Genomic DNA, 19938 nt, shown 5'->3' with positions numbered 1-19938 from the left:
CCGCAGACGATCAGCCCGCATGACGTACCTGTACCCATCCGTCGCTCCAGGCGTACGGGCTGGTGGCCTCGTAGGCCAGGGGGTAGTCGCCCATGGAGTCGTACTTGTCGGTGAACTTCCAGGCTCCGTCTTCCCACTTCACGACGAAGGCGATGGTCTCGCCTCGCAGAGGGTTCTCGTCCCGTCCGCCCTTGGGCCCGGTGGCGAAGCGGTCGTAGGAGAGCCAGACCTGCATGATGTCGCCGACCGGCACACCAGGTGCCTTGAGGGTCTTGCCCCGCGCGGCGTGGACGGACGTGGTGAAGGTGATGTCGGCCGGGATGCCTCCTGAGGGGGCCAGGCCGATGGCCTCGCGCATCTTGCGGATCTCGGAGACCTGCTTGTCTGCGTAGCCGGGAGCGTCCTTGGAGACCACAGCGTTCAGCTGCTGGCTGGCCTTCTCGTCGTCCAGCCAGGCGTACTCCTCCCAGAAGTACACGACAGCCGAAATGCCGCCGCCTGGATACCTGGGGAAGCCAACTGCCACACTGTTCTTGTGATCGGTGGGCTTCGGGAGAACGATCTTCTCGCCCTTCTCCGGCGTCATGAGGTCATCCTGGCTCCCGGTGCTCCCAAAAGAGGTTGTGCCGGTCACCGCGGGACTGGCGGAAGCCTGCGGCTGCCCCTTGGGATCGCCGTTCATCAGCGTCGCCGCCGTGAACCCGCCGGCAACGAGCAGCGCCGCCACCGCCACCGCGCCGCCGGCCAGGATGAAGCGGGCTCGGCGGGCCTTGAGGCCGGGGGAGGTGTTCATGGTCAGCCGCCCTTCGACATGGTGTAGACGGCCAGGACCAGGGAGGACGTCACCCCGATGCCGCCGGCGCCGATCAGGCTCCACAGCACGCCCTGCTTGCCCCGGGCTGCCAGGGCGGCGCGTTCGGTGTTGTGGCCGATCGCCGTCAGCGCCCATCCGCACAGCCCGCCGAGGACGGCGAGGGTGATGCCGCCGCCCGCGGTCCAGGACAACATCGTCTTGGCCGAGTTGTTGACGGGGTCGGGCAGCGCCGGCACGAAGGCGGGTACCGGGCCGTCGGCCCGGACAGCGAGGCCGGGGTCGGCGGCGAGGGCGTGCAGGGTCGTCAGGAGCTGGCTCATCGTTGTGCTTCCTCGTCAAACGGCAGGTACGGGGATCGGGCGGCGGCGGGCTGCGGCGCGGCCGGCAGCGGCTCGCCGAAGTGTTCGTGGGCGGCGGCGAGGACCGCGGAGGCGAGTTCGCGGGCCGCCTGCTGCGTACGGTCGCGGATGCGCGGCGGCTGGGCGGCGACGGCCAGCCCGTGCGCGCGGATGTCCGCGTCGTGGGGCAGGTGGACCACGGCGGCGGCGCGGGAGGACAGCATCGTGGCGGCCGCCCGCGCCACCGCGGGCAGGCGTCCGTCCGAGGCGGCGGAGAAGACGACCACGGTGCGCCGCAGGGGCAGGCCTTCGGCGTGCAGCACCATCACGGCCTGCTGCAGGGCCTGGATTCCGGCGGCGGTGGGCTGTGCGCACAGGACGGGCACGGTGAACGGTAGGGCGCACCAGGCGCGGGTCAGGCCCGGGAGGCCGGAGCAGCGTGCCGTGAGGACGTCGTGGGCGACGGGGTGAGCGGTGTCGGCGAGGACGAGCTGCCAGCCGCCGGCGGCGGCCAGCTGGTACCAGGCGGCCGGGTCGGCCGGCAGCTCCAGCGGGGCGGCGTGCCATGCGCGGGCGTCGGTCAGTACCGACCAGTGGCTGTCGGCCGCCCCCTGCCGGACGACGACGACGGCGGCGGTGGCGGCGCGGATGTCGGAGCGGCTCAGCGGCCGGTCGGGCGGGAGCGCGGCGAGGCCGCCGCCGGCCTGCGCGTCCGCGGTCCACGAGGGCCAGGGGGAGCCGAGCCGCGGTGATAAGTCGGCGACCACGGTGTCGGCGAGGGGAGTCATGGCGGTGGCGAGCAGGTGCGTCACGGTGGAACGGCCGCTGCCCCCGACGGCGGCCATCACCGGCACCACCAGCCGCGCCGACACCGGCAGCCTCACGTCTACCGGTTCACTTTTCTTCCCCATGAATCCCCCCGGCGGCAGCTGCACCCCACAAAGTCATCACCGCTTATGTGAATGTCACATCAACGTCGGTGCGGCGTGACAGCGTCACAGCGTTTGGGCACCCTACACCGATCGTCAGTGATCAGATTTCTGACGCGTGCTCAACAATCATCGCTGGAGCGGAAATGGCATAGTGTCGCGACCTGTCATGCGATCCCGGCACGATCAAATGCTGGCCGGATTGGTCTCATTGACTTTTCGTGGACGCACATCGGTTACGGGCCGGGGGAATCAATGCGGGTGAAGCGGTGGTGGGGATTCGCCGCTGCGGGCGGGGCGGTGGGCGCTCCGTTGGCCCTGGGGATCGGCGCGGTGATGCTGTTCGCCACTCTTGCGGAGGACGACGGCAAGGGCGGCATCGGCACCGGCACCTGGCCCACCGCGGGAGCACTGAGGATCGGCGGGGCCGACGGTGTACCCGCCGCATACGCGCCCCTCATCCTGGCCGCGGCCGCCGCCTGCGACCAGGGCCTGCCTCCGTCGATTCTGGCCGCGCAGCTGTGGGCCGAATCGAATTTCCGATCGGACGCGATCTCCCGGGCCGCGGACGGAAGTCCCATCGCCTATGGCATAGCCCAGTTCGTCCCCGGTACATGGGCCACTCGCGGCGTCGACGGCGACGGGGACGGAGACAAGGACGTCATGGATCCGGCCGACGCCATTCCCGCTCAGGGCCGCATGATGTGCGTCCTGCTGAAGACCGCGAAACGACACCCGGAGTACGGCGGTTCGCCCGTCGAACTGGCCCTCGCCGGATACAACGCGGGCTGGGGCCGCGTAGAACAGTTCCGCGGTGTTCCCCCGGCCGATTTCGCCGCGGGCGAGACGTACGAGTACGTAAAGAAGATCATGAAGAGGTCGGCGCAGTACACCGCGCCCGACGGCAGCGGCAGCGGCGGCCCCGTCGCCCTGCCCGCCGGGTTCAGCCTGCCCCCGGACACCCCTCCCCAGGTCCGTACGGCGGTCGGCTGGGCACTGCAGCAGAAGGACGGCTGGTACCACCTCGGTGGCGACTGCACCGTCGCGCACGGCTCCAACCCGGCGCACTGGTGCGACTGTTCGTCCCTCGTGCAGCAGGCCTACAAGGCGGCGGGCATCAGCATCCCGCGCGTCACCTTCGACCAGATCAACCTGCCGCTCCAGGTCGACCTCGACCGCCCCGCGCCCGGCGACCTCGTCTTCAACGCCGGCTCCGACGGCTCGGCCGCCAGACCCGGTCACGTCGGCATGTACATCGGCTCCGGCATGCTCATCGAAGCGCCCCGGACCGGGGTCCGCACCCGTATCGTGCCGTACGACAGCTGGCGCAACTCCTCGTCCTACATGACCCGGGTGACGGGCGTCCGCAGGGTGGTGAACTGGTGAGCAACGACGGAGTCTTCCTGCCCTGGGGCGTGGTCACCACGGACTTCTGGACCACACCGGCCACCTCGCACACGCCGCCGACGCCGACGGCAGCGACACCGCCGCCACCACCGCCGCCGCCACCGCCCGGACCCCCGAACGAGGTGGACGTACCCGCCCGGATCGCTGCCGTCGCCGCCCTGGCCCGGGAGGGCGACCTGGACGAGGCCGTCCTGCTCGCCGAACGACTCGACACCGAACACACCGCAGCCACGAACGAGAACTTCAGCACGGCCACCGCAGACATCCGGGAAGTACGCGGCTACCTCGCCAGCCTGACGGGGGACCACCGCACAGCAGTGGGCTGGTACCTGCACGCGCTCCGCCTGCGCGCCGACCTGCACGGACCGGACCACCCCGACACCGAAGCCGCAGTCCACCGCGCGTACAGCCTCTGGCGGACCACCACCGACCCCGTCCTCGGCGACCGGCTGGGCAACGAGCTCCTGACCACGGTCATCAGCATCCAGGGCCCCCACAGCGCAGCCGCCCGCCGGATCCACGAAGCCCTGGACCATGCTGCCGACCCGTAAGGAAAGGGAAACGCCGATGACGACGCTGGGCGAGCTCTTCGACGCCGCCCTCGCCCATCTCGCAGCAGCGGCCCGCGACCCGGGCACCCCGGCCGACCTGGAGGACCGGGCGGCGCTGGTCGGGAGCGTCGACCACGTACTGCAGGAGATCCGAACGGCACTGGGCCCCGGCACCCCGCCCGAGCAGTCCCCGATCCCGGCCGCGAAGGACCTGGAGGGATGGCTCAGCCAAGCCTCGGGATGGCTGAGCCGGGCCCGGCCCTACCTGCATGCCCCCGGAGACGTGACGCCCGCCGGGCCGTCGCGCACCCGGATCGAGGCGGCCGCCCGGGCCGTGGCAGCGGTGCGCGACACCATCGGCAGCCACCTCGGCCCGGACGGCGCACCCCGCACCCCGTACGCCTGCCTGCTGCGGGACCGAGCGGCCGTCGAACACCTGGCGAGCCGGTACGCCGAGGTGGGACGGGCCGCCGGACAGGTCGTCCACCGGATCGCGCGCAACAGCGACGACCCAGGGGCCGCGGAGGCCCTCGCAGGGGCCCGGGCCTGGCTGGACCAGGCCTCGGTCCTCACCCGCACCACCTCCGGGGATGCTGCTCCCCACCTGGCGGCGTTCCCGCACGCGCTACCGGTGATCCCCGTGCAGGCAGCGCAGGACGATCCCACGACAGCAGTCACGGCCCGCCTCGCAGAAGACTGCGAACGGCTGTCCACGGCCGCATACACGACCCTGCACGACCGTGAGGCGCAGCCGCTCACCGGCCCGGACCTGCACGACATGGCCCACTGGAACTCCCTCAGCCGCCTCCTCGCCGGCCGGGTGCTGCTGACGGCTGCTGAACGCATGCCCCACGCGGACGGGACCACCGCCGACGAGTTCCGACGGGCCGCGGCGGCCCTACGGGATTCCGCCGACGCATGGGGGAAGACCGCAGCCGCCTGGCACCGCGCCGCCGACCTCGGCGAACTCCCCGCGCTCCCGGGCTGCGAACTCCTCCGCCGCGGGCAGACCGCGCCCCCACCCGAGCCTACGCCCGCACCCTTCCCCGATCCGCACCCCGCCGCGGTGATCTCACGGACGACGGCAACGCGGCTCGGTCGGCTGCTGTTCGGCGCACACTGGAGCCCCCCAGCCGCCCCCGGGCCAGTGCGTCCGCCGGGCGAGATCCTCGCGGACGCCGGCGGCCCCGGCCCCCTGGCAGCATCGCTGTACCGTCTGCCGGCCACCGGGTGGCAGCTGGCCTCCATCGTCCCGCGGGTGGTCGAACGGGCAGGAGGACCGCCGGTGCACCGGCGCCGGGTTGCCGCCTTCGCCGAGGCGTACTCCGCGGTCATGGCCGCGGAGCAGAGGAGCGCGGGACAGCTGCTGCACGCGGCCCGCCGCGCAGGGACCACCGTCCCCCGCGCCGTACTCGACGCCGTCGCACACCGGGCCCTCGCCACCGCACTGCGCTCGGCACCCACCCACCAGGTCCGGCCCGCGCACCGCCCGGTACTCCGCGCCGCGGCACCCCGGAATCTGATGACGGGCCAACGCATCGGCCTCAGTTGACCACCGGTCCCCACGGTCGGGAGCCGTACCGCTCACTGCCCCGGCCCGACTCCGGGTGGTGTGTCGGACCAGGCCGTCTCGTAGGAGCGGACCCGTTCGTCTTCTGCCACCACGTGCATGCCGGCCGCGGTCATCACGTGCTGGGACGCGGCGTTGTCGTGGTCGGCGTCGCCTTTGACGCACGTGATGCCGATCTCCCGCGCGAACGCCAGCAGTGCCCGCAGGGCCTTCGACGCGTAACCCCGGCCGCGGGCCGACGGCACCAGGCCGTAGCCGATCGTGACGCTGCCGTCCTCGTCGGCGGGGTCGTGGAAGTTCAGCCCCCCCGATCGCACAGCCGTCGTCACGGCGCCGGATCTCGTAGGCGCCGGGATGCCGGGCACCGCGCCCCTCCGCGCAGGATCGCAGGAAACGCCTCGCGGACGCTCAGCCGATGCAGCACGAGCCGTCCGTCACGAGATCACCCATAGGAGGGTTGAGTAGCACGCGGCGCAGCCGGGCCGCATCAGGTTTTGCGCGGCGGTCCCGCGCGGATACTCCGCGGTGGGCCATGCGGACACGGTCGACTCGACCGCCGCGGACGGCGCGCGCAGCACCGGGGCGCGTCTGCGCGAACTCGGAGAACACTGGAGCGGATCGGCCGACAACGCCCGGGCGCGGGTTGCACCGGCAGCTCTGATCCGGCCAACTCCCGCAGGCGTGCGACGATCGCGCGGATTTCCCGCCGTACCTGCGGCGATCCCGATGGACGGGCCGCGGGACTGCCAGGGCGGCGCTGCCGGAACCGCGACGGTGAAGGGGCGCGGAGTGGCCGAGAGACCCCGTCGACTTCCGGCCCGCAGCCACCTAGGATTCGGACGCTCTACCGCACCTCGAACATTCATACCCAATGCGGGAGGCGACGGGATCCGCGAACCGCACCGGAAGGCCCGCCGCCTGTCGATGAGTTCGGAGGTCAAGTTGACAGCAACCTCGCGCACCCCGCGGCGGCTGGCCGCGCTGGCCCTCGGCCTGGCCGCCCTGCTGGCCGCGCCCGTGGCCCCGGCGGTCGCCGACGCGGCCGGCACCGCGCAGCCCGCCGCCCCGGTGGCCGGTGCCGTACTGGACAAGCCGATCGTGTTCGGCTCCGGCAACCGCACCGACTACCAGTGGGACAGCGTCCGCGAGCAGATGGGGGGCATCGGAGGCGTGCCGCCGTACACCTTCTCGGCCGTCAACCTGCATACCGGTACGTCGATCAACCGCACGACCGGTCTGATCTCCGGTGTGGTCCGCAGCACCGGCACCCGTGCGGTGACCGTCACCATCACGGACAGCATCGGCCAGACCGGCACGACCACCTTCAACTGGCGCGTCATCCGCGAAGCCTGCCCGCGCTGCTGAAGCCCCGGCGGGAGCCTCCGGAGGGGGCGGCCACGTGCGCCGGTGTGGCTGCACGTGGCTACAGGGCGAGTTCGAGGTAGGCGGGCCGTTGCTCCGCGCGCGCCAGCAGGGCGCGGCGCCATATGGCCAGCGCGAACGGCGGGACCATGTCCGGCGGGATGTCCTCCGGCAGGCAGAAACGGATCTCACCGATCTCCGACTCCTGGAGGGTGATGGCCCGCTGCTGCTCCGCGGTCAGCCGCGGACCGTCGAAGACGTGGAACACGTGGGAGCCCTCCGCCCTCGTCACCCAAGCGGTGACCAGCAGGTCGCCGATCTCCAGGTCGAGACCGAGCTCCTCGCGGACCTCGCGACGGGCGGCCGCCGTGGGGAGCTCGCCCTCCTCCAGGTGGCCGCCCGGCAGGTTCCACCGCTCCTTGTAGACCGGGTTGACGATGAGCACCCTGCCCCGTTCGTCCGTGATGAAGGCGGCGGCGGATGCCGTGGCCCTGGCGCGGTCCGCGGATGCGGCGGTCATGACGTGCTCCTGTGATGAGTGGCGGCCGGCCCGGCCGGTCCGGTGCTCGGCCCGACTCCCGCCCGGCCTCGCACCACCGGGCGCACTGACATGATCCGGTACGACGCCGACGTGCCTGCCCCTGCCCCTGCCCCGGGCGCCCCGTACCGCCCTGCGCGATCTCGCCCCGCCCGCCCCGCCCGCGCCGGCAGCGCGCTGCGGGCTGCCGGCGCGGCGGAGGCTCGGGCTACCGGTCCTGGGAGAGGCGGACCAGTTCGGCGAAGGAGCCGTCCAGGCGGAGGAGTTCCTCGTACGTGCCCTGCTCGGTGATGCGTCCGGAGTCGAGGACGACGATGCGGTCGGCCAGGCGGCAGTTCTCCATCCGGTGGGTGACGATCACCGTGATCCGGTCGTCCTTCATCTCCCGCAGCCCCGAGAACACCATGTGCTCCCCGCGCGGGTCCATGGCCGACGTCGGCTCGTCCATGACCAGCAGGCCGGGCTTCCGGTGGAAGGCGCGGGCGCACGCGATGCGCTGCCACTGGCCGCCGGAGGGCTCGTGGCCGCCCCAGAGGGAACGGGCGAGGAGGGTGTCGAGGCCGCTCGGGTACGCCGCCACCGTCTCCTTCATTCCGACGGCGCCGAGTGCGTCCCAGACGGCGTCCTCGCCGCGCGGGTCGGGCTGACCGAGGGTGATGTTCTCGCGGGCCGTGAAGGGCCAGTACCCGTACGACTGGGTGACGAGCCCGACGTGCCGCCAGGCCGAGCGCTGGTCGGCGTCCGCGGTCGGTACGCCGTCCCAGGAGACGGTGCCGGTGGTGGGAGCCGTGAGGCTCGTGAGGAGCCGGATGAAGGTGGACTTGCCGGCGCCGTTCTCGCCGACCAGGGCGATGACCTCGCCGCGGTTGAGGGTGAGGTCCACCGGGCCGAGGGCGGGGGCGTCCTTGCCCGGGTACGTGTACGTGGCCGCCTCCAGGCGGATCTTCTCCGGGGGTTCGAGCTCCTGCGGGCCGCGCGGCCCGGACTGCTCGGCGGCCTGCCGGATGAACGCGGTGTAGTCCCCGAGGTAGAGGGCGTGCTGGAACATCGCGGCCCCGTAGACGACGAGCTGGGACAGGGCGGCGGTGGAGGTGCGCATGGCGACGATGGCGGTGCCGGCCGCGCCGATGGCCATGAACCCGCCGACCACCAGGGCGCCGAGGCTCGCCCAGGTCAGGACGGTGAACAGGCCGGAGACGACGGCGGCGGTGAGGTAGACCGCCAGGTAGCGGGGCGCGGAGCTGACCATCTTGGAGTCGATGCGGGAACAGACGGCGGCGTACCAGTGGTGGGCGTACGGACGCATGCTGTTGCCGCGCAGCTCGTCCGCGAGCTTGGGAGTGGTGAGGTGCCAGCGCATCATGTGCCGGATGTTGCGGGACGCGATCGTCTCGTTGTGGAGGCGGTAGTCGAGGCGGGCGGCGAGTACGGAGCCCAGGCCGCGCGGGATGACGGACAGCAGGAGCAGCGGCAGCAGGACGGGGTGGACGACGGACAGGACGGAGGCGACGGCCACCATGTCGATCAGGCCGCTGGTGAAGCCGAGCGCATCCTGCAGCAGCATCCCGGAACGGGCCGAGCCGGTTTCGGCGGCCTCGGAGCGCTCGGTGAAGTCGGGGGCGTCGTACGCGGACAGCTCGACGTCCATGTGGGCGTCGACCATGGCGAGGTCGGCGATCGTGGACATGCCCGGGTTCAGGCGCCGGGCGGCGCTGCCGGCGGTTACGGAGGCGAGCGCGCCCAGGGCCGTCATGGCGGCCGCGGCGGCCAGCGGCCAGGCGGCCCCGGTGATGCGCTGCTCGACGGTACCGCCGGCGAGGAGGGGGCCCATGGCCCGGGACACGGCCGCGAGCGCGGCGGCTGTACAGATGCCGCCGACGACCTGCGCGCAGACGAGCCAGGTGAACGCCGTCCGGTTCACCGCCCAGGCCAGCCGCGCGGTCTGGGCGAGCGCGGCCGGAACACGGCGGGCCATCTGCGCGAGCGAGAGCTGCTCCATGGTCTTGTTGTGCTGGCCCCAGGTGTACGTGAACTCCGGGGGTGCGGGGAGCTCAGGGAGCGCGGGGAGCGCGGATGCGGCGGGCTCCGGTTCCTGGGCGTGTGCCGCCCGCGCTTCCGGCTGTGGCTGCTTGTGTGCCGGGCCCTGTTCCTGCTGTTTCCGGGACATGGGTTCCTCCTCCAACTCGGCCAACTCGTCGATGAGGGAAGTCGGTTGCTCCCACGGGCGGCGGCATGACGAGGAAGCCCCCGACCCCCGGTACGGGGGAGGGGCGGGGTGCTGCACGGGGAGCGGAGGAGTGAGTACACAGGACGCCGGAGGGCGGAGCAGCGCGATCCGGCCGACCTGACGGGTGCGGCGCGGCCGGTGCCCGGACGGCCCGGGACGGGCTCCGGCCGCAGCTCTGGGCGGGCGATTGGCCGGAACCGGTCGGTGGCGGGCGCGGGCTTCGGAAATCGCTTGCGGGGGCGTCCCCGGCGCGGCTTCGGCATGCGGCCCGGGCCGGGCTGGGGCCAGCGAGACGGGTGGGACGGGCGGTAGCCCCTGGGCGGGTCCTCCGGGGGGATGCGCGGCGGATCTCCCCGTCGGCATCCCGGGGACGGCATCCCCGGAGCGGAATTCCCGGAGCGGGATCCCCGGGGCGGCATCCCGGGGACGGCATCCCCGGAGCGGAATTCCCGGAGCGGGATCCCCGGGGCGGCATCCCGGGGATGGAATCCCGAGGGTGGAATCCTCGGGGCGGCATCCCGGGGACGGAATCCTCGGGGCGGCATCCCGGGGGCGGCATCCCGGGGCCGGAATCTCCGGGGCCGGCATCCCCGGCGGGTCTCTGCCAGGCCGCGTCAGTCGAGCGGCTCCTCGACCACGCTGGTGCCGCTGCCCGCCTGGGACTCCCAGGTCCAGGTCTCCTCCAGGCGGAGGCGGCCGTCGGGGAGTTCCGTCACGCGCGAGGTGCAGTGCCCGGACGCGGTGCTGCCGTCGAGGCGGAGCTGGACGTAGCGGAAGTCGATGCTGTCTTCGCCCGTCCGCGTCCCGACCAGGTGCCCCCGGACCACATCCCCGCCGGCGTACTCGGCCCAGACCCGGCCGTCCTGCTCGTGGTACGCGAACCGGGTCTGCCGCCCGACCTGGCCCGGAGCCTGGTCGGCCACGGGGACGAAGACGAGGCCGTCGAGCGAGCGTGCCATGGGTGACTCCTGAACGTAGGTGGGGCGGTTGGGGGCGGTGGCATGCATTGCCCGCCACCCTAGGCGCCGTACACACGTACACACGTACGCACGCATGCGCGTGCGTACGGTGACGGTACGGCCGAGGGTTCGGCGGTCTCCGCCGGCCTGCCGCTCAGGATTCGAACGGCGTGTCGCTCCACCGGAACCATGCCTCGCCGCCCTGGATGTGCAGCAGGAACTCGGCGACCGGGCCGGCGGGGGAGACGAGGCTGAGCGTGCGGGTCATCGACTCGTACACCTCGTCGAACCGCTCGAAGTCCTCCTCCTCCAGCGCTGCGAGGGCCTCGTCGAACCAAGGCCTGAACTCGGCGAACGCGCGCTGCGCGGTGAAGCGGCCGCGCAGCCACGGGAAGTCGGTCTCCACGATCTCGATCTCGCCCAGCAGCTCCCGCTCCCGCTCGCCCTGGTGCTCATGCGGCCGCAGCCGCTCCAGCCGCCACACTTGGCCTTCGAATCCCATTCCGCCCCGCCTTCGCACCTCTCCCGATCCTCTCGTCGTGCCGGTCCCGACCACCCTGTCTGCAGACTAAGGCGAGTTTCTCAACGACTGCTGAACGAAGCGGACCGGGCGGTCGCGGTCGCCGTGCCGGGAGCCGCGTCGGCGCCGTCCCGGCGCAGGCCACAGCGTGTCAACGAACCGGCTGAACCCGTGAACGGCCTGACCGGTGCCGACGGGTTCGCGGGCGGACCTTCGCCCCTGCTGACGTTGAATGGTCATCTCCGGCCGGACGAGTCGTCGTTCTTGCTCTCCCGGCCGACCACATCACTCCGACCGCGGGAGGCCGCTGTGAGTACGACCCTCGGCGCAGCCGGCGACTACGCCGCACTGCCCGCCTGCGAGATCGCCGCCGCGGTCAACGCGGGCCTACTGTCGGCGCGCGAGGTGGCGGCGGCGGCCCTGCAGCGGATCGCCCGGGACGACGTCGGGCTCCGCGCCTTCACCACGCTGTGGCCACGACAGGCCGCCGAGCACGCCGAGCTGATCGACCGTCGGATCCGGGAGGAGGGCATCCGGCTGCCGCTGGCCGGGGTGCCGTTGGCGGTGAAGGGAACCGAAGGGCTGGGGTCGCTCCAGACCACACGGTTGATGGCGGCGGGCTGCGTACCCGTGGGAGCGACGTCCACCCCCGGCCCGGGCACCCGCTGGCAGACCTGGGGTAGCACCGGCCGCGGTGTGACCCTCAATCCCCTCGGCCGCCAGTGGAGTCCGGGCGGGTCGAGCGCGGGTTCGGCCGTCGCCGTGGCCGCGGGGATGGTGCCGTTGGCCACCGGCAGCGACGGGGCCGGATCCGTGCGCATCCCCGCAGCCTGGTGCGGGATCATCGGGCTCAAGCCGACGAACGGCCTGGTGCCCGCGCGGGACCGGGCTGGCCTCAACATCGCCGGGCCCTTGGCACGCCACGTCCAGGACGCCGCCGCGTACCTGGCCGCGCTCGCCGGGACCACGACCTCCGGGCCGCCGCCCTCGGCCCCGGCGCGGCCGCTGCGGACGGCCTGGTCCTCGACGCTCGGCTTCGCGGCGACGGATCCGGCCGTCGCGGCGGCGGCGCGCGCCCGCCTCGAAGCCCTGTCCCGAGCCCGGGCGGTCGAGGTCGTCGGGGTCGGCGGGGGCGTCGGGGGCGTCGGGGGCGTCGGGGGCGTCGGGGGCGTCGGGTCTCCGGTACGCCTTCCCGATCCCGCCGGTTGCTGGGAGACCCTGCGACGCGGGCCGAACTCCGCAGCCGGCGCCGCGGAACGCGCCGCAGCCGCACGTACCAAAGCGGAGCTCGGCGCCGCCCTCGACGGGGTCTTCGCCGAGGCGGACCTCCTGGCGACCCCGACCACGCCCCACGCCCCGCACGGCCACGACGGGCCCGGCGACACCCTGAGCGTGGCGCTGACCTGGGCGTTCAACATCAGCGGCCACCCGGCCATCAGCCTCCCGGCCGGCCGTACCCCCGCGGGTGAGCCCGTCGGGCTGCACCTGGTCGCCCGGCACGGCCGGGAGGCCGACCTGCTCGCCGTCGCCGCAGCAGCCGAAGCCGTCACGGAAGGCGCTCAGGGGCCGGGAGCGGATCACCGGCAAGCCGGTGCGCGGCCGGCCTCCGGCATTCTGCCGGATTCGCGGCGCCTCGGCCGGCCGGAGGCGTAGCGTGGCCGCATGACCGATGCCGTGGCAGGCAGGGGCCCCAAGCTGCCGCCGTCGTACCCGCCCAAGTCGCCGCCACCGCAGAGGAAACCGGTGGAGCCTCCTCGGCCGCAGCCGGCCACGAAGCCGGTCAAGCGTGTGACGGGCCCGGCGGCCCGGCCGACGAAGCCGGCCCGCGTAACCGCCGTCCGCCAGGTGCCGTTCGAGGCCGCCCTCCGTCTTCCCGCCCTCCTGGGCTGACGTCGAGCGCGGGACGGGTGGTGGGCGGCGGGGCGTGCGGGGCTCAGAGCCAGAGGAGGAGCAGGACGAGGGCGGAGCCGGCCGTGGCGAGCGCGAAGCGGGTGAGGACGACGGGCCGGAGCCAGGCGGGGAACGGGGCGTTGGCGGCGGCGATGAGGGCGGCGGCGTCGATGGTGTGCAGGGCGGAGTCGGCGGACCGGGCGAAGGCGGCGCGGGTGTAGGCGGTGGCGAAGACCTGGCCGGCGGTGATGAAGCCGACGCCGAGGAGTACGAGGGGCTCGACGATCCAGGAGAGCAGGCGGCCGGTGGGGTTCGCGGCGAGGTTGAGGGCGCCGAGGACGGTGAGGACGACGCCGATGGTGAGGGCGAGGGCGAGCTCCCACGGCTTCTCGCGGAAGGCGATGCCGTGCTGGGCGAGGACCGAGGGGGCGTGGCCCTGGCGGCTGATCTCGGCCTCGGCGGCGTCCTGGGAGGCGCCGCCACGGATCCAGGCGACCGTGGGGATGACGAAGAAGGTGGCGGCGAGCAGGAGCTGGAGGGCGGCGGCGAGGGCGGTGGTGTTCAAGGGGTTCCTTCTCGGCGGCGTGGGCGGTGGGCTGCGGCGTGGGCGGTGGGCTGCTGGGTCGCCCACTCGACTTTTACTTAGTTCAAGTCCTGGCGCCCAGAACTCTAGGTCTCTCGCCGGAGGTCGCGCAAGTCTCTTCTTGAACTTTGTGCAATTCCCTTCGTCGTGTCGGCCCGGCGCCTCGCCGACCCCGAACTCCCGCGGTCCCGCCCGCCCGTGGTTGACCACCTGAACCTCCGGTTGGGTCCCAACTCCCCGGATCGCGGCCGGTCCGCGGCAGCGGTTAGGGTTGCCGCGTGAACGCTCCCTTGCTGCCCCGGTCCTTCCGCTTGCTCGTCACGGGAGGAGGTACCGGCGGCCACACCTATCCCGCCCTGACGGCGATCCGGACGTTGCAGGGCCGGCTCGCGGCGGCGGGCGGCACCCTCGACGTGCTGTGGATCGGTGCCGCCGACGGCCTGGAGGCGCGCGTCGCCCCCGCGGAGGGCATTCCGTTCAAGACGGTCGCCACCGGAAAGATCCGGCGGGCCGCCAACCCGCTGAAGATGCTGTCGGCGGCGAACATGAAGGACATGGCGCGGGTGCCGCTCGGCGTGGCGCAGGCCCGGTCCATCGTGTCGGAGTTCCAGCCCGACGTCGTCCTCGCCACCGGCGGGTACGTGGCCGTCCCCGCCGGCCTCGCCGCCCGCCTGTGCCGGCGACCGCTCGTGCTGCACGAGCAGACCGTCCGGCTGGGCCTGGCCAACCGCAAGCTGGCCGGTTCGGCCACCCGGATCGCCCTGTCCTCGGAGTCCTCGCTCGAACTCCTCTCCCCCGAGCTGCGCGGCGCCGCGGTCGTCACCGGAAACCCGATCCGGCCGGAAGTCCTCACCGGCCACGGCGACAAGGCCGTACGGGCACTGAACCTCACCGGCTTCGACCGCCGCCTGCCGACCGTGTACGTCACCGGTGGCGCGCAGGGCGCCCAGCAGATCAACGGCGTCGTCCGGGACGTGCTCCCGTGGCTCCTGAGCCACGCGAACGTGATCCACCAGTGCGGGCCGGCCAACGTGGACGAACTCCGCGCGGCAGCCGCCGGCCTGGACCCGGTCCTGGCCGGCCGTTACCACCTGACCGGCTTCGTCGGGCCGGAGCTGCCGGACGTGCTGGCGCTCGCCGACATCGTGGTGTCCCGGTCCGGCGCGGGGACCCTGGCGGAGCTGACCGCGCTGGGGAAGCCTGCCGTGTTCGTCCCGCTCGCCACCTCGGCCGGCAACGAGCAGGTGCACAACGCCCGTCACCTGGCCGATGCCGGGGCGGCCGTCGCCCTGGTCGGCGAGGTCACCGGGCAGGTCCTGCAGCACGCGGTCGGCCCGCTGCTGACCGACCCCGCCCGGCGGGCGGCGATGGCGGACCGCGCCAGGGCGTACGGGCGCCCGGACGCCGCGGACCGACTCGTGGACGTACTCCTGTCCGCGGCCGCGGTGTCCGGCTGACCCTCCCGGCAGGGGAGGGGCGGGGAGCGGACGTGCGCGGCGGCAGGGCGGCAGGAATGCACACCTGCCGCCGACCGCCGACCGCCGACCGCGCATCTCCGCCGGTCAGCCGTGGAGTCGGCGGCGGCGCCGGTACGCGACCGTGGCCACGGCCGGCAGCGGGCCCCACGGCAGCAGGGGCGCGTAGCAGGCTGTCATGGCCCACCGGGCGACGCCGCCGGCTCGAAACCCGGCCCGAGCAAAGCGGACTCGACGGCTTCGGCGGCGTTGACGGCCTCGACCGGCGCGGTGTGGCAACCGGTCCCCGTCACGATCCGGCAGGCCGCCGCCCGCGGCCGGAGCGCGAGGCGACCCGTGCCGCGTGCCGGCGCATCCGGGCCCGGTCACCGGGGAAACAGCCCTCCCACTCGTCCTCCAGGCGCATCCACGCCGCCGGCTGCCCGCTCTCCGCCCGTAGCGGCACGCCGACGCCGACGTCGACGACCGCGACGTACGACAGCCCGAACGTCGCCGCAACGCCCGGCCGGTAGGAGCGGACGGTCGCCAGAGCCGGCTCCCGGAACAGCTCCGCCCTGAGCCCGGTCTCCTCCAGCAGCTCCCGCCCCGCGGCCTCCCGCGGTGCCTCACCCGGCTCCACGCGCCCGCCCGGCGGCACCAGCCCCCGCCACCGGTGCCGCACCAGCAGCACGCGGGACAGCGCCCCGTCGAATACCCAGACCTCGGCCGCGAGCGGGCCCTCGAACCCCGGCCCGGCCTCCGCCAGCCACCGGCGCGCGCCGTCGAGCTCCACGACCGCGAGGCGCGCGTCCGCCACGGCCGCGTCGAAGGCCCGCTGTCCGATCCCGTCTCCCGTCATCCGCTCACCCTACGGAGCCCCGCTGACAGCGTCGGTCCGACGGCACGTCAGAGGCGGGCCGGACAACGCCCCGTGGCGGCGCCGCGCCAGAACCGAGCCGCGCCCGTCCGACGAAGAACACGGAGATTGAGGTCCGCGCGTCTCAGGCTGTCGTGGCGAGGTCCGCGATGCGCTGGATCAGGTCGGCGTACGTCCAACCGGCGCCGGACGCCGCGAGCGGCAGCAGACTCGTGGCCGTCAGCCCCGGGAGGGCGTTGACCTCCAGGCACATGGGCTCGCCCGCCGCGTCGCAGCGGAAGTCGGTGCGCGAGTAGGTGCGCGCGTCGAAGCCCAGGGCCGCGTGCGCCCGCAGGGCCAGCTCCTGGAGCCGGGACGCGAACTCCGCCGGGATCCGGGCCGGACACACCTCGCTGACCGCTCCGGGCTGGTACTTGGCCGTGTAGTCGAACAGCGGCGTACTCAGCTCGATCTCGACCACCGGCAGCACCTGCTCCCCCACCACGGCAACGGTGAACTCCCGGCCCGGCAGGAACGGTTCCACCAGGAGCTCGCCCTCACCGGCCCGGATCCCCGCGGCGATCCGCTCCAGTTCCGCGAGGGAGTCGGCCCGGTGCACCGACACGCTCGACCCGTCCGCAACGGGCTTGACCACCACCGGGCCGGCGGCCAGCAGCCGCTGCACGTCGTGCGGCACCTCGTCGGTGCCGGGCTGCCACAACGCGCGCTCCGGCACCGGCAGCCCCGCGGCGCCCAGGACGGCCTGCGCCCGGTCCTTGTGCCAGGCCGCCCTGCACGCGGTGCTGTTCGCGCCGGTGAAGCGGATGCCCGCCTCCCGCAGCCGTCCCTGCACCCACCCGTCTTCGCCCCAGCCGCCGTGCAGGGCGAGGAAGACGAGGTCGGCGTCGCGCAGGAGCCCCAGCACCGGCCCCTCGGCCAGGGCGGCGTCCATGCGCTGCTGCAGGAGCCGCCGCCCGAGGCCGGACGGCGGCTCCTTGCCGACCGTGGACCCCTCCACCACGTCACCGGGGCGCAGGGGCCCGGCCAGGACCGGCGCTGCGGCGGCCGGATCGACCAGGACCACCTCGTGGCCGCGCTCCAGCAGGGCCCGGGCGACCGAGCCGCCCGAGGCCAGGGAGACGTCTCGCTCCGGGCTCTCTCCACCACACAAGATCACGATTCGCATGCCGGGATTGTGTCCCCTGCCGCGACCTTCCGTATCCGCCGACAGGCTGAAAATCGCTGGTCGGCCGGTCGGCCGGTCGGCCGGTCGGCTGGTCGGCCGCCGGTCCGTGTGGTTCGGATGCCCCACGCGTGGGTGCCCGTCATGTCCAACCGCCGGCCGCCGGTGTGTGATGTGCGTCATCCCGTCGGCGCCCGCCGCGAGCACGGTCGTCGCCCGCGGCAGCCTCGGTCGGCGCCTGCCGCCGGGCTCGGTCGGCGCCTGAGGTGGACTCGGCGGGCCCAGAATCCGAACCGCCCAAGGTGTGGCAAATCGGACATGAAAGGCATATGCCCCATTCAATTTAGTTTTCGGCATATACCCCTTGATGGTGTGTCAGTCGAAAACCCGCGATGCATAATCGGGCCCGGTCGTCTCCGGCAGTGATGGATCCATCGGGGCGCCGACACCGCCCCCCGGCGGCATTCCGCACCGGACCGATCCCCAAGGCGTTCTCCATGTCCCTCGTCAGCCGCACCCGCCTCGCGGGCCTGCTCGCCGTGCTCTCCGTCGGCGCCGCCGGCGTGACGACCTGGGCCTACGGGTACGGGGTCGAGCAGTCGCCGACGGCCCCTCAGGCGGCCGTCCGCCCGAGTGTGACCGAAGGCACAGTCCTCCACGTCGTCGCCCACCCCGACGACGACCTGTTCTTCATGAACCCCGACCTGAGCCGCTCCATATCCGCGGGCGTCAAGGTCACCACCGTGTACCTCACCTCCGGCGAGTCCGACGGCAGGAACGAGGCCCACAGCCCGCACCTGAACGACCCCGAGGGCCCCGCCGACCGCGCCGCCTACGCCGAGGCCCGCCAGAACGGCATACGGGCCGCCTACGCCCAGATGGCCACCGGCGACCGCACCAGCCCCTGGGAGCGCAGGTCGGTGCCCACCGCCGGCGGCGGGAGCGCCGAGGTGGACGTCCTCACCGCCCGGCCCGAGGTCAACCTGGTCTGGATGCAGCTGCGCGAGGCCCGCAGCATCTCCGGCGACAACCCGGACAGCCTGCGCGGCCTGTGGGACGACCGGGTCCCCGCCCTGGACGCCCAGCTGACCTCCGGGACACCGGTCGAGCTCTCGTTCTCGTACACGAAGGACCAGGCGATAGACGCCATCGCGGGCGTCTTCGCCATGTACAGGCCGACCGCGATACGGACGCAGGACCCGACGCCCGGCAAGGCGGCCGGCGACGGCGCCTTCCACGACCACCAGGACCACATGTACGGCGCCCGCTTCGTGCAGGCCGCCGCCGAGCGCTACGCGAAGTCCGCGGACCGGCCGCACTTCTCGGTCCAGAACTACATGAGCTACGCCAACACCTCCCTGCCCCCGACGCTCGACCCGCAGACGGCCGAGGAGAAGCTCGGCTACCTCAAGACCTACGCCTGGATGGACCACGAGGACTGGTGCGGCAGCCCCGCGGGCTGCGGCGACCGCAAGACCGCGACCCGCCCCGCCGGCGCCGGCTGGAGCCAGACCCTCCGCTACGCCCGCGGCGACGGCACCTCCTGGATGACCGAGGGCCGCGCCGGCCGGCTGTGGGCCTTCGCCGTCCTGGACGGGCAGATGGCGTACTGGTCGCGCAGCGGCACCCAGGCCCCCTGGCAGGGCCCCCGCTTCCTCCCCGGCACCGGCATCGACACCGGTGCGACGGCGGTCCGGCTGCCCGACGGCCGGATCGCGGTGTTCGGCACCCGCACCACCCTGGGCGCGATGCACGAGGAGTACGGCCGGGAGGTCGTGTACGCCGTCCAGACCGCGCCCGACGGCGTCGCTTTCGGCCCGTGGCAGTCGCTGGGCACTCCGGACGTCCCGAACACGTCCACCACCTCCGCGATCAGTACACCGGCCGTCTCCGTCGACGCCGGCGGTCGCATGACGGTGTACGTACGGGACTCCCGGCGCACCCTGCGCGCCCGTACCCAGCCGGCTCCGGACGCCGCCTTCGGCGCGTGGCAGGACATGGGCGGCACCGGCCTGGTCGGTGACCCGGTGACCGCGACCGACGGATCCGGGCGGCGGCACGTCTACGCCGCGACGGCGGCGACCGTCCTGGCCTGGGTCCAGCCGACCCCGGACGCCCCCTACGACGGCCCCCTCCCGACCGGGCTGCCGGCGACCACGGGCCCGCTCTCGGCGAGCCCGCAGGAGGACGGCGGCGTCCGCCTGTACTTCCGCCGCCCCGGCACGGGCGCCGTCGGCACGGGTCTGGCCGCCGTCGGCACGGACGCCGGCGCAGGCACGGACGCGCGCACGGGTGCGGGTGCGGACAGCCCCGCCGAGGCGGAGTTCTCCCCGGTCACCGAGGCGGGCGGCGACGGCGGCTACGGCGCCGTCAGCGTCGCCGGACGCCTGCTCGCGGGGCGCGCCGGCGCGGGCACCGTCAGCGTGTCGGGCACGGACGGCCCGCCGTCCTGGTACGAGTCCCAGATGCTGTACACGGGCGCACCGGCGGCCGTGGGCGAGCCGGACGGCAGCGCCGTCGCGGCGGCGCTCGGCCTGGACGGCGGCCTGCACGTCATGGCGGCCCCCGCGGCCGAGGTCGCGCCGCCCGGCAGTGGCGCTCCCGCCCCGTGGCACCGGGCGGTCCAGCCCTGGATGGCCGCCCTGGCCGGACGTCCGGGTGCGGGCTCCGGCGCGGGCCCCCTGCCGTAGGGCGCTGACCCGGGGCCGCGCGCCCCGGCGCACTCCGGTGGCAGCGCTGATCGGCGCGGGCGAGGAT

General features: G+C 73.6%; 19 protein-coding genes. 8 read left to right on the top strand and 11 right to left on the bottom strand.

Features of this window, described 5'->3' with window-relative positions; genetic code table 11:
* Positions 1 to 10: 10 nt before the first annotated feature.
* From ACFVGY_RS06900 to ACFVGY_RS06890, 3 genes are read right to left on the bottom strand one after another with little or no spacing between them, the layout of a single operon-like run.
* Complete coding sequence (locus ACFVGY_RS06900) at positions 11 to 793, bottom strand: hypothetical protein (protein ID WP_385672151.1); 783 nt, start codon at positions 791 to 793, stop codon at positions 11 to 13.
* Positions 794 to 795: 2 nt separating this feature from the next.
* Entirely contained in the window at positions 796 to 1134 is a 339-nt protein-coding gene (locus ACFVGY_RS06895; protein WP_385672148.1) for a hypothetical protein, read from the bottom strand.
* Positions 1131 to 2036: a hypothetical protein gene (locus ACFVGY_RS06890; RefSeq protein ID WP_385672145.1), complete on the bottom strand. Its 906-nt coding sequence runs from the start codon at positions 2034 to 2036 to the stop codon at positions 1131 to 1133. The genes ACFVGY_RS06895 and ACFVGY_RS06890 overlap by 4 nt, the downstream gene beginning before the upstream one ends.
* A 300-nt stretch (positions 2037 to 2336) precedes the next feature.
* Here ACFVGY_RS06890 and ACFVGY_RS06885 point away from each other — a divergent pair, with 300 nt between their 5' ends.
* Genes ACFVGY_RS06885 through ACFVGY_RS06875 form a run of 3 tightly spaced genes read left to right on the top strand, consistent with a single transcriptional unit; the run spans position 2337 to position 5591 of the window.
* Entirely contained in the window at positions 2337 to 3467 is a 1131-nt protein-coding gene (locus ACFVGY_RS06885) for an NlpC/P60 family protein (RefSeq protein ID WP_385672142.1), read from the top strand.
* On the top strand, positions 3464 to 4039 hold the full coding sequence (locus ACFVGY_RS06880) for a hypothetical protein (protein ID WP_385672139.1): 576 nt from the start codon (positions 3464 to 3466) through the stop codon (positions 4037 to 4039). Before ACFVGY_RS06885 ends, ACFVGY_RS06880 begins: the two co-directional genes overlap by 4 nt.
* A 16-nt stretch (positions 4040 to 4055) precedes the next feature.
* Positions 4056 to 5591, top strand: coding sequence for a hypothetical protein (locus tag ACFVGY_RS06875; protein WP_385672136.1), 1536 nt, complete (start codon positions 4056 to 4058; stop codon positions 5589 to 5591).
* Positions 5592 to 5623: 32 nt separating this feature from the next.
* On the opposite strand, the gene ACFVGY_RS06870 is transcribed toward ACFVGY_RS06875, so the two are convergent.
* The gene (locus tag ACFVGY_RS06870; protein WP_385672133.1) at positions 5624 to 5938 is read right to left on the bottom strand and encodes a GNAT family N-acetyltransferase; all 315 of its coding nucleotides are present in this window, start codon (positions 5936 to 5938) and stop codon (positions 5624 to 5626) included.
* Positions 5939 to 6551: 613 nt separating this feature from the next.
* Here ACFVGY_RS06870 and ACFVGY_RS06865 point away from each other — a divergent pair.
* A complete protein-coding gene (locus tag ACFVGY_RS06865; protein WP_385672130.1) occupies positions 6552 to 6974 on the top strand; it encodes an Ig domain-containing protein in 423 nt (140 codons plus the stop codon).
* Between the two features lie 58 nt (positions 6975 to 7032).
* On the opposite strand, the gene ACFVGY_RS06860 is transcribed toward ACFVGY_RS06865, so the two are convergent.
* The 4 genes from ACFVGY_RS06860 to ACFVGY_RS06845 form a co-directional block, all read right to left on the bottom strand.
* Positions 7033 to 7491, bottom strand: coding sequence for an NUDIX domain-containing protein (locus ACFVGY_RS06860; protein ID WP_385672127.1), 459 nt, complete (start codon positions 7489 to 7491; stop codon positions 7033 to 7035).
* A gap of 226 nt (positions 7492 to 7717) precedes the next feature.
* Entirely contained in the window at positions 7718 to 9676 is a 1959-nt protein-coding gene (locus ACFVGY_RS06855; RefSeq protein WP_385672125.1) for an ATP-binding cassette domain-containing protein, read from the bottom strand.
* Positions 9677 to 10350: 674 nt separating this feature from the next.
* Complete coding sequence (locus tag ACFVGY_RS06850; RefSeq protein ID WP_385672122.1) at positions 10351 to 10695, bottom strand: hypothetical protein; 345 nt, start codon at positions 10693 to 10695, stop codon at positions 10351 to 10353.
* 154 nt (positions 10696 to 10849) lie between these two features.
* Positions 10850 to 11197 carry a hypothetical protein gene (locus ACFVGY_RS06845; RefSeq protein ID WP_385672119.1) on the bottom strand — a complete coding sequence of 116 codons (348 nt, stop codon included), beginning with the start codon at positions 11195 to 11197 and terminating at the stop codon, positions 10850 to 10852.
* Between the two features lie 327 nt (positions 11198 to 11524).
* Between ACFVGY_RS06845 and ACFVGY_RS06840 the strand changes: the two genes are divergently transcribed.
* Both ACFVGY_RS06840 and ACFVGY_RS06835 read left to right on the top strand, forming a co-directional pair.
* On the top strand, positions 11525 to 12868 hold the full coding sequence (locus ACFVGY_RS06840; RefSeq protein ID WP_385672116.1) for an amidase family protein: 1344 nt from the start codon (positions 11525 to 11527) through the stop codon (positions 12866 to 12868).
* Between the two features lie 9 nt (positions 12869 to 12877).
* Positions 12878 to 13105, top strand: coding sequence for a hypothetical protein (locus tag ACFVGY_RS06835; RefSeq protein WP_385672113.1), 228 nt, complete (start codon positions 12878 to 12880; stop codon positions 13103 to 13105).
* A 43-nt stretch (positions 13106 to 13148) separates the two neighbouring features.
* Here ACFVGY_RS06835 and ACFVGY_RS06830 read toward each other — a convergent pair whose 3' ends face one another.
* The gene (locus tag ACFVGY_RS06830) at positions 13149 to 13670 is read right to left on the bottom strand and encodes a hypothetical protein (RefSeq protein WP_385672110.1); all 522 of its coding nucleotides are present in this window, start codon (positions 13668 to 13670) and stop codon (positions 13149 to 13151) included.
* Positions 13671 to 13966: 296 nt separating this feature from the next.
* On the opposite strand from ACFVGY_RS06830, the gene ACFVGY_RS06825 reads away from it, so the two are divergent.
* Positions 13967 to 15145: a glycosyltransferase gene (locus ACFVGY_RS06825; RefSeq protein WP_385672107.1), complete on the top strand. Its 1179-nt coding sequence runs from the start codon at positions 13967 to 13969 to the stop codon at positions 15143 to 15145.
* Between the two features lie 307 nt (positions 15146 to 15452).
* On the opposite strand, the gene ACFVGY_RS06820 is transcribed toward ACFVGY_RS06825, so the two are convergent.
* Both ACFVGY_RS06820 and ACFVGY_RS06815 read right to left on the bottom strand, forming a co-directional pair.
* Entirely contained in the window at positions 15453 to 16001 is a 549-nt protein-coding gene (locus ACFVGY_RS06820; RefSeq protein ID WP_385672104.1) for an NUDIX domain-containing protein, read from the bottom strand.
* Between the two features lie 142 nt (positions 16002 to 16143).
* Positions 16144 to 17184, bottom strand: coding sequence for a D-alanine--D-alanine ligase (locus ACFVGY_RS06815; protein WP_385672101.1), 1041 nt, complete (start codon positions 17182 to 17184; stop codon positions 16144 to 16146).
* A gap of 494 nt (positions 17185 to 17678) precedes the next feature.
* Between ACFVGY_RS06815 and ACFVGY_RS06810 the strand changes: the two genes are divergently transcribed.
* The gene (locus tag ACFVGY_RS06810) at positions 17679 to 19871 is read left to right on the top strand and encodes a PIG-L family deacetylase (protein ID WP_385672098.1); all 2193 of its coding nucleotides are present in this window, start codon (positions 17679 to 17681) and stop codon (positions 19869 to 19871) included.
* The last annotated feature ends 67 nt before the right edge of the window (positions 19872 to 19938 follow it).

This window comes from Streptomyces sp. NPDC127106 (assembly GCF_042677605.1).
Taxonomy (GTDB): Bacteria; Actinomycetota; Actinomycetes; order Streptomycetales; family Streptomycetaceae; genus Streptomyces.
This window is presented reverse-complemented; position numbering and strand designations above follow the sequence as displayed.